The sequence below is a fragment of the Ectothiorhodospira shaposhnikovii genome (assembly GCF_016584105.1).
GTDB lineage: Bacteria > Pseudomonadota > Gammaproteobacteria > Ectothiorhodospirales > Ectothiorhodospiraceae > Ectothiorhodospira > Ectothiorhodospira shaposhnikovii.
The window spans coordinates 1-13,155 of the sequence record NZ_NRSM01000020.1 but is presented as its reverse complement, the minus strand read 5'-3'; the positions used below and the strand labels follow the sequence as shown (position 1 = coordinate 13,155).

The 13,155-nt window shown below is 62.2% G+C and carries 12 protein-coding genes; 8 read left to right on the top strand and 4 right to left on the bottom strand.

The features are described from left to right. Positions 1 to 120: 120 nt before the first annotated feature. Positions 121 to 1,215 carry a cell division protein ZapE gene (gene zapE / locus CKO35_RS11875; protein WP_200176365.1) on the bottom strand — a complete coding sequence of 365 codons (1,095 nt, stop codon included), beginning with the start codon at positions 1,213 to 1,215 and terminating at the stop codon, positions 121 to 123. A 218-nt stretch (positions 1,216 to 1,433) separates the two neighbouring features. Here zapE and trpB point away from each other — a divergent pair, with 218 nt between their 5' ends. The 3 genes from trpB (at position 1,434) to CKO35_RS11860 (ending at position 3,503) form a co-directional block, all read left to right on the top strand. Further along, positions 1,434 to 2,663 (top strand): tryptophan synthase subunit beta, encoded by a 1,230-nt coding sequence (gene trpB / locus CKO35_RS11870; RefSeq protein WP_420870759.1) that lies wholly within the window; start codon positions 1,434 to 1,436, stop codon positions 2,661 to 2,663. A 135-nt stretch (positions 2,664 to 2,798) separates the two neighbouring features. Next, on the top strand, positions 2,799 to 3,020 hold the full coding sequence (locus tag CKO35_RS11865; protein WP_200176364.1) for a hypothetical protein: 222 nt from the start codon (positions 2,799 to 2,801) through the stop codon (positions 3,018 to 3,020). 63 nt (positions 3,021 to 3,083) lie between these two features. Next, entirely contained in the window at positions 3,084 to 3,503 is a 420-nt protein-coding gene (locus CKO35_RS11860) for a hypothetical protein (protein WP_200176363.1), read from the top strand. Positions 3,504 to 3,597: 94 nt separating this feature from the next. Here the strand turns inward: CKO35_RS11860 and CKO35_RS11855 are convergent, their stop codons facing one another. Beyond that, positions 3,598 to 4,758 carry a DUF5610 domain-containing protein gene (locus CKO35_RS11855; RefSeq protein WP_200176362.1) on the bottom strand — a complete coding sequence of 387 codons (1,161 nt, stop codon included), beginning with the start codon at positions 4,756 to 4,758 and terminating at the stop codon, positions 3,598 to 3,600. A gap of 226 nt (positions 4,759 to 4,984) precedes the next feature. Between CKO35_RS11855 and CKO35_RS11850 the strand changes: the two genes are divergently transcribed. Genes CKO35_RS11850 through CKO35_RS11840 form a run of 3 tightly spaced genes read left to right on the top strand, consistent with a single transcriptional unit; the run spans position 4,985 to position 8,558 of the window. After that, positions 4,985 to 6,064 (top strand): hypothetical protein, encoded by a 1,080-nt coding sequence (locus CKO35_RS11850; protein ID WP_200176361.1) that lies wholly within the window; start codon positions 4,985 to 4,987, stop codon positions 6,062 to 6,064. Between the two features lie 50 nt (positions 6,065 to 6,114). Then, positions 6,115 to 7,209 carry an AAA family ATPase gene (locus CKO35_RS11845; protein WP_200176360.1) on the top strand — a complete coding sequence of 365 codons (1,095 nt, stop codon included), beginning with the start codon at positions 6,115 to 6,117 and terminating at the stop codon, positions 7,207 to 7,209. Further along, the gene (locus CKO35_RS11840; RefSeq protein ID WP_200176359.1) at positions 7,206 to 8,558 is read left to right on the top strand and encodes a vWA domain-containing protein; all 1,353 of its coding nucleotides are present in this window, start codon (positions 7,206 to 7,208) and stop codon (positions 8,556 to 8,558) included. Before CKO35_RS11845 ends, CKO35_RS11840 begins: the two co-directional genes overlap by 4 nt. A 3-nt stretch (positions 8,559 to 8,561) precedes the next feature. On the opposite strand, the gene pdxH is transcribed toward CKO35_RS11840, so the two are convergent. Together pdxH and CKO35_RS11830 are read right to left on the bottom strand one after the other, a co-directional pair. Beyond that, positions 8,562 to 9,200 carry a pyridoxamine 5'-phosphate oxidase gene (gene pdxH, locus CKO35_RS11835; protein WP_200176358.1) on the bottom strand — a complete coding sequence of 213 codons (639 nt, stop codon included), beginning with the start codon at positions 9,198 to 9,200 and terminating at the stop codon, positions 8,562 to 8,564. Beyond that, positions 9,197 to 10,684, bottom strand: coding sequence for a phytoene desaturase family protein (locus tag CKO35_RS11830; RefSeq protein WP_200176357.1), 1,488 nt, complete (start codon positions 10,682 to 10,684; stop codon positions 9,197 to 9,199). The genes pdxH and CKO35_RS11830 overlap by 4 nt, the downstream gene beginning before the upstream one ends. A gap of 987 nt (positions 10,685 to 11,671) precedes the next feature. On the opposite strand from CKO35_RS11830, the gene CKO35_RS11825 reads away from it, so the two are divergent. Beyond that, positions 11,672 to 12,115, top strand: a complete 444-nt coding sequence (locus CKO35_RS11825; RefSeq protein WP_200176356.1) for a GNAT family N-acetyltransferase — start codon at positions 11,672 to 11,674, stop codon at positions 12,113 to 12,115. A 110-nt stretch (positions 12,116 to 12,225) separates the two neighbouring features. Beyond that, complete coding sequence (locus tag CKO35_RS11820) at positions 12,226 to 13,023, top strand: hypothetical protein (protein WP_200176355.1); 798 nt, start codon at positions 12,226 to 12,228, stop codon at positions 13,021 to 13,023. The last annotated feature ends 132 nt before the right edge of the window (positions 13,024 to 13,155 follow it).

The following is a 13,155-nucleotide window of genomic DNA, read 5'->3' as shown; positions in this document are numbered from 1 at the left end:
CAGTCAGTCGGTGATGCCATGAACAGGAATTCACCACCGGGATCGGTGAGAACCCCCGCGTTCAGTCAGGATAATGAGGGGACATTAAATTATTGTCCCGCCGGGATCAAATGACGCCCGTCAGGGCAGGTGAGGACTGGCCAGATATGCCCGAGACTGCATCTCCAGAAGGCGGCTGACACAGCGCTGGTATTCGAACCGCAGTCGCTGCCCCTGGTAGATCTGCTCCGGGCGGGCTTCAGCCGATACGATCAGCTTGACCTTGCGGTCATAGAATTCATCCACCATGGCCAGGAATCGCCGCGCGGCATTTTCCATGGCGGCATCCATGACCGGCAGCCCGGAGACCAGCACAGTGTGAAATTCCCTTGCGATTTCCACATAGTCCAGCTGGCTGCGGGGGCCATCGCAGATGTCCTTGAAATCAAACCAGACCACCCCGTCGGCCAGCCTTTGCACCGGGATGTCCCGTCCTTCCACGGTCAGTGTTCCCCCCTGGGTGCCGGGTTCCGGCGCCAGGGAAAGGAAGGTTTCCGTGAGTCGCGTTTCGGCGGCATCATCCAGTGGGGCGTGGTAGATCTCTGCCTGCTCCAGGGCCCGCAGCCGGTAGTCCACGGCCCCGTCCAGATGCACGACTTCCAGATGACGGTGCAGGATGTCGATGGCGGGCAGGAACAGGTCCCGTTGCAGGCCGTCCTTGTACAGTTCCCGGGGTGGGATGTTGGAGGTGGTGATCAGTGTGACCCCGTTTTCCATCAGTCCCGCCAGCAGGCGATGCAGGAGCACCGCATCGGTGATGTCGGAGACGAAGAACTCATCAAGGCAGAGCACCCGCGCCGTGGCCAGCCGGCGGCTGACGACGCGGATGGGATCGGGCTGGTCCTTGAGGGTCTTGAGTTCGGCATGGACCCGCTGCATGAAACGGTGAAAATGCAGCCGCAGCTTGTCTTTCATGGGCAGTGCCTCGAAGAACCGGTCCACCAGGAAGGTCTTGCCACGCCCCACGTCGCCCCAGAGATAGAGGCCGCGCACGGGTTCGGGGGGGACGGGTGTCCGGCGCAGCCAGCGGGTGATGGCGTGGCTGCGGGCGGGGCGGGGCGGGGCGGAGAGCAGGGTGTCACGAATGCGCTGAAGATGCTGCCAGGCCCGCTCCTGGGCCGGGTCCAGGACCTTGTCCTGTAAATCATCTTTGAGCAGTGGGCGATGTTGCGGCATGGCGCAGGCTCTGTGAAACGGTCATGTAACAATGGAGCATATCATGAAGCGATATGGTGATAAGTCAATGCCGCTTTTTTCAGGGGGGCATGGGCCGGAAGTCGTCATTACAACCGGCACTGTTCAGGTTGGGGCTGGGCGGTTAGCATTACGGGTCGTTGACAGCCTGTTTGATCCAGTTTGAGTCCATCGCCGATTTTGAACGAGAGTAGACATCCATGAACAAAGCCCCGGCCACCGATCTGCAAGCCCTGCTCGAACAGCCCACCCCCGATGCCAATGGCTGTTTTGGTCCTTACGGCGGTCAGGCGGTGCCTCCCCATCTCAAGGCCATCATGGATGATATCGCCCAGGCCTTTCTGGCCATCCGCCAGACCGAGGCCTACCAGAACGAACTGGCGGAGCTGTATACCTATTACGTCGGGCGTCCCAGCCCCATCTATCACGCCAAGCGCCTGACTGCCCATTGCGGTGGTCGGGCCGAGATCTACCTCAAGCGGGAAGACCTGAACCACACCGGCGCCCACAAGATCAACCATGCCCTGGGCGAGGCCCTGCTGGCCAAGCACATGGGCAAGACCAAGGTTCTTGCCGAGACCGGTGCCGGTCAGCACGGCGTGGCCATGGCCACCGCCTGTGCCCTGGTGGGTCTGCCCTGCGAGATCCACATGGGTGCCGTGGACATCGAGAAAGAACACCCCAACGTCACCAAGATGAAGATCCTGGGCGCCAAGCTGGTCAGCGTGGAGACCGGCACCCGCACCCTCAAGGACGCCGTGGACAGCGCCTTCGAGGAATACATGAAGGACCCGCAGAACTTCTTCTATGCCATCGGTTCCGTGGTGGGGCCGCATCCCTTCCCCATGATGGTGCGGGACTTCCAGTCCATCATTGGCCGTGAGGCCCGGGAGCAGTTCCTGACCCTCAAGGGCGAGCTGCCGGACTATGTGGTGGCCTGCGTGGGCGGGGGTTCCAATGCCATGGGTATGTTCTCCGGTTTCATGAAGGATCTGGGGGTGCGCCTGGTGGGGGTGGAGCCCAGTGGCCGCGGTCTGGGCCTGGGTGATCATGCCGCCACCCTGACCTACGGCAAGCCGGGCACCATGCACGGGTTCCACTCCTACATGCTGCAGGATGAGGCTGGTGAGCCTCAGCCGGTGTATTCCATTGCCTCCGGCCTGGATTACCCTTCCGTCGGCCCCGAGCACAGCTATCTCAAGGACATCGGCCGCGCTGAATATCATGCCCAGGATGACGATGCCTGTCTGGACGCCTTCATGAGCCTGTCCCGTCTGGAGGGGATCATTCCCGCCCTGGAATCCGCCCATGCGGTGGCTTGGGTGATGAAGGCCGCCCGGGAAGCCGAACCCGGCACCCGTTTCCTCATCAACCTCTCCGGTCGCGGCGACAAGGATGCCGACTTTGTGGCGGAGCGCCTGGGTCTCTGACAGTCGCCCGAGGGAGGGCGCTTTTCACAAATACCCTCCCTCGGGCCCCCTTGTTCACAAAGGGGCTCTTGACCCGGAAAAGGGCTGGCGGTAGCCTGCTCGACAACTGTCTTGTCCCCCAGGACGATCCCCGACATGACGGAATCCCCGAAGGCTGAACCATCCCACCAGGACCTGCCGGAATCCCTGCCGGGCAAGGCCTATCGCCTCTGCACCGAAGGTGACAGGCGCTGGTGCCTGCTGCGGCGCCTGATCAACCTGCTGTATTTCTGGAAGATCGACTACTGCGCCGGCCGTCACTATGAGGATTTACGGCGTCGGCAGATGTCGGAGCCGGGCAGGGAAGGCGGCCACTGATCCCGATGCCACTTTCCCCGCTGCCCGCGGTCCAACCTCATCATCTGCTGATGAGGGCATGCCATGAAATCCATCATCGTTGAACACCCCCGTGGCGCCTTCCATGGGCGTCTTCTGCTGCCCTGGGTGGGGGCCGTGCTGGCCGTGTTACTGGTGATGTCACTGGGCGAGTCGGCGGCGTCACGGGCCGTTGACGCCGACACGGCGGCCTTGCTGAAGGGGTTTGCCGGACTCAAGACGGTGCTGACCCTGGGGGCGCTGACGCTCGTGAGCTGGCGACTTTTGAGGCCCGTGGACCGCCGGTATCTGTTGGGGTATGCCCTGGGGGTGGCGGCCATGGCCGGAGCCACGGCCATGGTCTGGCAGTTGTCGCATCTGGGGGTGGCGTCGCTGTTCTTCCATGGCGGACTGTTCACCCTGCTGTTCATGGGTTGGCGCGACGTGGACCCGCTGTCCGGTCTGGGGCGCAATCGGCGGCCGTGAACCTCCGGCGGCCTCTCTCGTCACTCCCTGCTCCCCCTCCCGTCATTCCCGCGAAAGCGGGAATGACGGATTCCGGATAGGCCTTCAACTCTGATCAAACATCCCCGTCCACTTCCTGCCGGGGCAAGGCACCCAACAGCCGCTCCAGATTCTCCCGGAACCGCGCCTGCTGGGATTCACCGGCCTCAAGGAATCGCACATCCTGCTGTACCAGCGCGGACATGATCCGCCCCGCCTCTTCCTGGGGACGATCCAGGAACGCCAGCACCGAACGGTTGAACTGCTCCTGCATCTCCCGCATGAGCTGGCCAAGGCGCAGGCCGGGTCGGGCACGCTCGCCTTCCTCGATCTGCTGGGTCTGCTGATACCGCGCCGCCGCCGAATATTGCTCCACCCGGGTCATGCTCAGATCCATGGAGGCCAGCTGGCTGCTGTCAAAACGCAGATCAGGGACCATCTCGAAGGCCTTTTGCACATCCCCGTTGAAGAACTCATTGGCCAGGTTGCTCACATCCCGCACCAGATTCTCAATGGCTTCCAGCTCCTGGGCATTGAGATCGCCCTGCACCGAGAACCGGTAGCCGCTTTGCTCGGCGCGGCTCACGTCCAGCCACTGCATCGACTGATTGCCGTCGCTGCTCATCCCGCCTCGTGCCTGGATATCGGTTGCGCTCTGGAACTGGATGGTCACCTTGTCGCCCTCGCGGGTGGTCAGGGTCAGCTCCAGGCTTTCGGCCCGACTGTAACGCTGCATCACTGACAGATTGGTCAGAGACGACAGGGACTGCCCCTGCCCATTGGGTGCCAGGGCCGCCAGGCCCTTGAAAGTGAGCCGTTCCGTTTCATCCACCTGTTCGGCGATGCGGCCGTTGAGCAGGTTCAGGCCGTCCAGGATCTCCCTGGCCTCCCTGAAGCCCCGTTCGACGCCTTTCATGGCGCTGTCGTACATGGATTGAAGCTGTTCTTCGGAAGCCCCGCGGGCGCGGGCGTTGGCCAGGCCCATTTCCACGAACTGGGTGATCCGGTCGGCCACCTTGTCCGGGGTGTAATCCTCTGCCTTGAGCTGCTTGAAACCGGCCGCGTTCATCCCGGGCGTGTGCTTGGCCAGGGCCTCCAGGATACGGCTCTGCAGATTCGAGAGTGCGCGGGTGCTGTCGCTGTCGGTACGGCCACCGGCCTGGGACATCCCCTGATTTCTGGCCTTGAAATCGGGGGTGTTGGGAAGGACCGTGACGGGTGTGTTGATCTTGACCACGGTGAACTCCGGGAATGATGGGTATGCTGACTGTAGCGGCAGTCTCTTGAGCGACTTTAGGGATATGCTGGAAAAAAGGATTCCTGAATCCAGGCTGTCATTCCGGCCTTTGGACCAGCCATCATTCCCGCGCAGGCGGGAATCCAGTGCGTGCAGAACCTCTGGACTCCCGCTTTCGCGGGAGTGACGGCAGGGTCAGCACATTCATGGGGAAACATATCGTACTATGCCAGTCAGAAAAGCCATGCCCCTAGGCGCCACGCTGCGCTGGATGGTGGGCGCCAATCCAACACCGGAGCAAAATCCGGAACAGGGCGAAGGAGGGAAGGTGATCCCACTGACCCATCATGAAATTCTCAAACTGGTGGCGCCCTTTTCACGGGACGGCCGCCGGGTGGATCTGGCGGCCACGGACCGGCAGGCACGAACCCTCGTCTTCCAGCTCGTCGAGCATGAGTCGGTGGGTCTGGCCGGCCTGACCCTGACGGAAACCCTCACCCTGGAAAACCCGAAGGCCGACCAGTTCCGCCTGGTCCGTACCCTGGCCCATCCCTCGGGACTCAAGGCCAGGCTTGAGGTGGAAGGAACCACGGTGGAAGGGGTCTACCGGCAGCTCACCAAGGTGGCTCCGGCGCAGCAGTTCATGCGGGTGGATGGGGTGCTGGCGGCCCTGGATTACCGCGTCCGTCGGGTGGCGCGGCGCCGCCTGCAGGGCGGGGAAATCTGGCCCATGCGCTTTGCGGGCGGAGAGGCCGTGGTGGCCGGTCGACGCCTGACCCTGGATGCCCGTCAGGTGGAAGGCCTGCCGGCCAAGCTGGTGCTGGAAAAATCGCCTGCCGGGGAAGTGACCCTGCCCGCCGATCTGCTGGCCGTGCGAGGCCGGGCCTGGCGTCCCCTGCAGGCCACGGACAGCGGCTGGAAGTCCACGATCAAACTGGCCCATCGGGAGCCCGAGCGTTCCGAGGACGCGGAAAACAAGTTTGCCCAGACCATTTCCCATCTGGTGGCGATCTTCTCCCGTCCTCCCGAGGATTTTCATGCCCGCTTCCTGCGTCGGCGCTGGCAGGTGGTCTTTCGTCGCAGCCTGCCGGTCCAGGGGGTACTGGGCATCCTGGCGCTGGTGCCGGTGCTTTACCTGCTGGGTCTGGGCCGCGAAGAGCCCTTGCCCCTGTGGACCACCGGCATTCCCCCGGTCCTGCTGCTGGCGGTCTTCTGGAGCTGGTCGCGGGAGGTCCCGGTGCTGGAGATCCCGCCCCCGCCCAGACCCCTGAACCTGCCCGCCTGGATCCGGGATACCGATGCCTGAGCCGATATGGCACAGTCCGAAACGATCAACCCCGAGGACGGATATAACGCATGCAAGGCAATCCCATGAACATCCCCGCAGTTTCCATCGCCGCGGCCAAGCAGGCCCTGATCGAGCAATATGCCGATCCGGTGCTGCGGCGCAGGGCCTCCATGCTGTGGGGGACCCGGGGGGTGGGGAAATCCTCCATCGTTGCCCAGTTGGCCCGGCATTATGACGTCCCCCTGGTGGACCTGCGCCTGACCACCATCGAACCGGTGGACATTCGCGGCGCCATCTACGCCGACGAACAGCAGTCCCGCACCGTCTGGTTTCCGCCGGAATTCCTGCCCGAGGCCGATACGCCCGAAGGCGTCCTGTTCCTGGATGAACTGACCGCCGCGGATCAGCGCCTGCAGATCTCCGCCTATTCCCTGATCCTGGACCGCCGTGTCGGCCATTACCACCTGCCCGAAGGCTGGATGGTGGTGGCGGCCGGTAACGCCCGCTTCCACGGCGCCGTGAGCCATGACATGGGCACGGCCCTGGCGGACCGCATGTTCCACTTCAACGTGCAGACGGTGATCGACGCCTTTCTGGAGCATGCCCTGGAGCGGGGATTCGCCCCCGAGGTCATGGCCTACCTCAAGGTGCGCGCCGACAAGCTGGACGATACCCAGACCCAGCTGGCCAACGACTACCTGATCGGCGCCAGCCCCCGGGGCTGGGAAGACATCTCCAACGTGCTCAAGTCGGGGATGTCGGACAGTGCCAAGCGCCTGTTCGTCCAGGGACGCATCGGTGCCGCCAACGCGGCGGAATTCTTCGGCGTGTTGCGGGAAATCCAGGCCGGGGTGGACGTCACCCGTCTGCTGGACGCCGCCCCCGGCAAGGAGACGGCGGCCCTGCTGCCCCGCACCCTGGACGGCCTGTACGGCATGATTTACGGCCTGCTGGCGGCGGTGACGGGGGAACACGGCATGGCCCGGGCCCTGGAGATCGTGGAGCAGTATCCGGACATCCGCGGCGACGTTCCCCTGCCCATCCGCGAAGCCCAGACCCTCACCATGGAACTGCTCATGCACCGGGCCCTGTCCCTGGGGCTGGAGAATGCCGTGCTGGGCAGCCCGGTCTACGGGCGCTACATGGAACAGCGCGAGGGATGATCACACCCGCCTTCACCACCGGCCCCACCCACCGGGGCACCCGCGCCATCCAGACCCTGGTGGAGTTCGCGCCGTCCACGGGCGGCCTGGCCCTGTGGGTGCAGCACCGTGACCTGCCGGATGGCCGGGAGGCCATCACCGTCGCCAATGACGGCCATACCATTTTCTACGGCCCCGCCTTCGAACGACTGCCCCATCCCCAGCAGGTGGGTCTGGTGGCCCATCAGGTGTTGCATGTGGCCCTGCGCCACCCCCAGCGCATGCAGGCCATCGCCCGTCTGAGGGGCAGCGTGGATCCGGCCCTCTTCAACATCTGCGCCGACGCCATCGTCAACAGTAGCCTCGGGCACCTCACCTGGATGGCCCTGCCCAAGGGTTCCGTCACCCTGGGCGGTCTGCTGGATGATGTGTTGCAGATCCAGCAGAGCGAGGAAAAATCCTTGCTGGAATGGGACGTGGAACGTCTCTATCGCCAGATCGACGACCGCCGGCCCAGTAGTGATTCGTCTTCCCGGCAATCCAGTCAGTCATCCCGGGAGGGTGACGGCGGCTCGGGCCCTGCCCGGGAAGGGCAGGGCGGTCAGGCCCAGGCCATGGAAGATGGCCCCCGGGCGGCCCGGACCCGTCAACTGGGGGCGGACATTCTGAGGGATCTGCTGCCCTCCGACGAGGACGCCCTCAAACCGGAAACCGTGGCGGAGCAGAGCCGGGAATGGGCGCAGCGCATCACCCGGGCCCACGCCGGGGACGGGGACTTTTCCATGCTGCGGGGCCTCATCGCCGACCTGCCCCGGGTGAAGGTGCCCTGGGAACAGGTGTTGCGCACCCGGGTCAGCCGGGGCCTGGCCCGCCGACCGGAAGTGTCCTGGTCCCGGCCCTCCCGGTCCTACCTGGCCAATCGGGGGCGGGCACCGGGAGGGCGACGCATGCCCTGGGAGCCGGGTATGGTCACCGCCGCCTCGGTGCCCCGTCTGGTGCTGGTGGTGGACGTGTCCGGTTCCATCGACGAGGCCCTGCTGGGCCGTTTCGCCACCGAGATCGAGGCCATCACCCGGCGCACGGAATCCCGCCTGGTGGTGATCATCGGCGACACCCGGGTGCGGGCGGTGGAAGAACTGGAGCCGGGGGTATCCAACCTGCGGGACATCGTCTTCGAAGGGGGTGGGGGCACGGACTTCACGCCTCTGCTGCAGGCCGCGGATCGCTACCGGCCCGACATGGGCGTGGTGCTCACGGATCTGCAGGGGCCGGCCGGGTTCAGGCCCGGCTGGCCCGTGTTGTGGGTGGTCTCGGCGGCCTTTCAGGACGCCGAGCCTCCCTTCGGCACCCGGCTGGTGCTGGCCGACTGAGGCTTACGGCATCAGCCGGGTCAGCCCCCAGCCCGCCTCATCCCGGTGGTAGCGGAACCGGTCATGGAGCCGGTTATCCCGGCCCTGCCAGAACTCGAATGCCTCCGGCACCAGCCGGAAACCGATCCAGCTTTCCGGCCTGGGCACGTCCCCGTCCGGATGGCGTTCCTGCACCGCCTTGAGCCGGGCCTCCAGTTCATCCCGGCCGGTGATGGGGGCGCTCTGGTGCGAGGCCGCCGCCGCCAGCCGGCTACCCAGCGGACGGCTATGGAAATAGTCCTCCGCCTCCACCACGGGCAACCGCTCCACGATCCCCTCCACCCGGATCTGCCTCTCCAGCGGCGCCCAGTAGAACAGCAGACAGGCGCGGGGATTATGGGCCAGCTCCCGCCCCTTCTGGCTGCGGGTATCGGAGTACCAGCACAGCCCCCGGGTATCCAGATGCTTGAGCAGGACCATGCGCAGGGAGGGCTGGCCGTGGTCATTCACCGTGGCCAGGGCCATGGCGGTGGCATCGGGCTGGTTCTCCGCGTCCGCCAGCCAGCGGCCCAGCTGTGCGAAGGGATCGGCGGCCAGGTCCGCCCGGCGCAGGCTGCCCCGGCTGTAGTCACGGCGGGTCTGTCGGTGGTCGATCTCGGTCATGACTCACTCCGGCAACGGCCCAGGATCTCGCCGGCGGCGATGGTCCCGGAAAGGATGGTGGGGGGCACCCCCGGTCCCGGCACGGTGAGCTGGCCGGCAAAGTACAGGTTGTCCAGCTTGCGGCTTTGCATGCGGGGCTTGAGGAAGGCGGTCTGCATCAGGGTGTTGGCCAGGCCGTAGGCATTGCCCTTGAAGGCATGATAGTCCTCGGTGAAGTCATTCTGGGCATAACTGCGGCAATACACCACATGCTCGCGGATGGACTGGCCGGTGATGGCCTCGATGCGGTCCATGATGAGGCTGTAGTAACGATCGCGCACGGCCTGGGTATCCTCCAGCCCCGGGGCCACCGGGATCAGGACCATGAGGTTTTCCTGGCCCTCCGGCGCCACGGAAGGGTCGGTCCGGGAGGTGACATTGATGTACAGGGAGGGTTCCGCGGGCCACTGGGGATCTTCATAGATCTGCGCCGCGTGGGCCTCGAAATCCGCGTCGAACAGCAGGGTGTGGTGCAACAGACCCTCCAGCTTCCTGTTCACCCCCATATAGAAGATCAAGGAGGAGGGGGACATCACCCGCTTGTCCCAGTAGGCCTGGTCGTAGGTGCGGGCCTCCCGGGGCAGCAGGACCTGTTCTATGTGGTGATAGTCGCCGGAGGCGATGATGAAATCCGCCTCGAACCGCCCCTGGTTCGTCTCAACCGCCGCCGCCTTGCCATCCCGGGTGTCGATGCGGGTGGCCTCGGTACTGAAGTGGAACGTCACCCCCTGTTCCTCCGCCAGCCGGTGCATGGCCCGGGCCAGCTGGTGCATGCCCCCCATGGGATACCAGGTGCCCAGCTTGATGTCGCCGTAGTTCATCATGCTGTACAGGGCCGGGGTGGTGCGGCCCGTCCCCCCCAGGAACAGGATGGGGAACTCCAGCATGCGCTGGATGCGGGGACTCTTGAAGTAGCGACTGATGTGGCTGCGGAAGGAGCGCAGCAGGTGCATGGAAAACAGATACTTGAGCAGCCGCGGCTGGGCGAACTCCATGATGGACAGACAGGGTTTGTTGGCGAACTCGCCGATGCCCACGGTGTACTTCACCTCGGCCTCCTGCATGAAGGCCCGCAGCTGCGCCCCGGCGCCGGGTTCGATGCCCTCGAACAGGGCTTCTGCTTTTTCCATGCTGGCGGGGATCTCCACGTAATCATCCTTGCCGAAATAGATCCGATAGGACGGGTCCAGCCGTTTGAGCTCGAAATAGTCCGATACCCGACGGTCGAAGCGGGCGAAGAAGTCATCGATCACATCGGGCATCCAGTACCAGCTGGGTCCCATGTCGAAGGTGAACCCTTGCGCCGAGAATTGCCGCCCCCGTCCGCCGGGGATGTCGTGGCGTTCGATCACGGTCACGTCCATCCCTTCCCGGGCCAGGGTGGCCGCCGCCGCCATGCCGGAAAAGCCGGCACCGATGATGGTGATCTTCTTCTTGTTCGTCATGGGGTTATCCGAATCTCTGGTCGATGCGAAGAAAGGCCACACGATACAAGAAAACGGGGGAGTGGGGCGCCCAAAAAACGCAAAATCGGGAAACGGCGGGTATCCCTGCCGAACCGGACGGCAAGCTGGACCTGAAACAGGACATGCGTCACATAATCGGCTAATCTAGACCTCAGGACCATGCATTGGAAAGATCATGGAGTACAGGGAACCCGTGCGGCCCGAATGGGGCAGGGCCGCTGCATCGCATCACACACACTCTCTGGTCAGATTCCACATCCGACACGCGGGGGTGTGGGTATTTCACCAGCCTCACCCCGCTCCCATAGAGCAGAGCGGCGATCATCTATGCAACGCCCCCAAGTTCGCCAAGCATGCGCCGCACCTCCTCTTCGCGCATGATCGAAACTCGCCAGTATTGATCTTCGAAAGTCACGTTCCATTCTGTGTAAGTTGGCTTATGCGGAGTCTGTATAGCATTGGCCGTCTGGGAGCATGGAATCAGCCTGATCTGGTGTCAGGGTGCTGGTTCGGATTTGATTTCATTTTGAATCAGTTATTTACCGAAGCGGTGCCAGAAAATGCGTGCTTTGTTCCTGGGAGGGAGGGGATGTGCTATACGGAATCTGTCTTTCCTGGGAAAGACAGATTCTGTCTAATCTACTGTTGGGGCAGGAATACGGAATTTTATTTGCATACCGTTTGATGCCATCAAGAGAAAAATTAAGCAGAAAAATTCGGAAAATCATGCTATTCAATGACACAAAAACTTCGCTGGATAACGGAGTTGATCCAGCGAAGTTTTTGTGTCATTGATGAGCCCTCATTTTTCTGCCGTTGCGGATCTTGATGGCGCTACCTCGGTTCCAGGCTACGCGGGCTTTGAGCCACTTATGATAGCCCCAACAACTCGCAAGAGCAGATCTTGGCTGCGCTGCGCTCCGCCAAGACTGCTCAGCTTTATTCGTTAGACGCTAGACCAGTCCAATGATCACCATCCGCCAATGCATCGAAACGGACCTACAGCCTTGTGGGATGCTTCTACAAGAAATATATGCTGAGCCACCCTATGAAGAGAGTTGGCCAGAGAGCCGAGCCAAAGCATATCTTGAATCGTTCTTTCGCATAGATGCTGATGGAGTCCTCGTCGCCACTGATAATGAAGACAAGATAGTCGGCGCTGTATTTGGCTTCAGTTACCCATGGCAGGTCGGCTCCATTTTCTTCATCCAAGAGTTATTTGTCGCCGGGCAATACCGTGGAAAAGGAATTGCCCGTGATCTTGTAAAGCAGGTGGTAGAGAAAAAAGGCAGCGATTCACATGTGGCGTTGATTGTGCGAGAAGGAACAGTAGCCGCTAGGCTCTACGAAAAACTTGGCTTATCTAAGAGCACGCTCTATGAACTTCGGTCTGGGAAACTCCGCGTCTAACACTGCGGTCAAGGCCGCTCCCTTCGGTCGCTGGACGCTGCGCGATAAAGCGCCGCGCAGCGCCCCTTACCTACAACGTTATGCCCCAATTGAGCCTCTGAGGTAAATCTGTGCCAGAAAATTCAAAGAACAAACAAGATAAACAAAGTGGGATCAGACGTCTTATCAATACGGGGGCTGAGATTGCTGGGGGAGCGGTTGGTGGGGCACTTGGCTTTCTCGCTGGAGGGCCAGCAGGCGCTGCTCTCTTGGGTGCAGGTGGAGCTGCGGCAGCAGCCGCACTTAAACACATTGGCGAGGAAGCTTCTGAGCGTCTTCTTGGTCCGCGAGAGCAGGTGCGAGTAGGGGGCGTCCTGGCAATCGCTGCAGAAGATATTCGTCAACGGTTAAATCAAGGTGACACAATTCGAACTGACGGTTTTTTCGAGTCAAAGGGCCCATCTCGCTCGGATGCTGAGGAAGTTGCTGAGAGCGTTCTATTAAAGAGCCAGCGGGAGCCCGAGGAGAAAAAAATTCCGTACATGGGGCATCTCTTTGCGGCCGTTGCCTTTGACCCGCAGATTAGTGCTCAACTGGCGCACCAGGTTACAAAAACTGCGGAACAACTTACATACCGTCAGCTTTGCATTCTCAAACTTGCAGTTGCAAAGCAGGAATTTCCAATGCGTTGTGATGACTACCGCAGTCACGGCAGTTTCTCGAAGAACCTATATCAAATATTGTACGAGTGCTTAGATCTTTACCACCGGGGCTTGATTAACTTTGGCGGAGAGGTCGCTTTCGGACCAACGGATGTAAAGCCGGGCAGTATGACCGTTCAAGGCCTTGGTGCTGATGTATTCAACCTTATGAAGCTTGGCCTTATACCAAATGAAGACATTGTTCCAATTGTTATGCAACTCAAGTAGATTAAGTGCATAATCGGATAGCCGGGGGTTTTTCTCCCCCGGCCTCCACAACACCCCGCATGCGGGTCCGCACGGGGCGTTTCCTCCGGAGTTCAAAGGACCATGCAACCATGGTGACCTTCAACGCTGGTT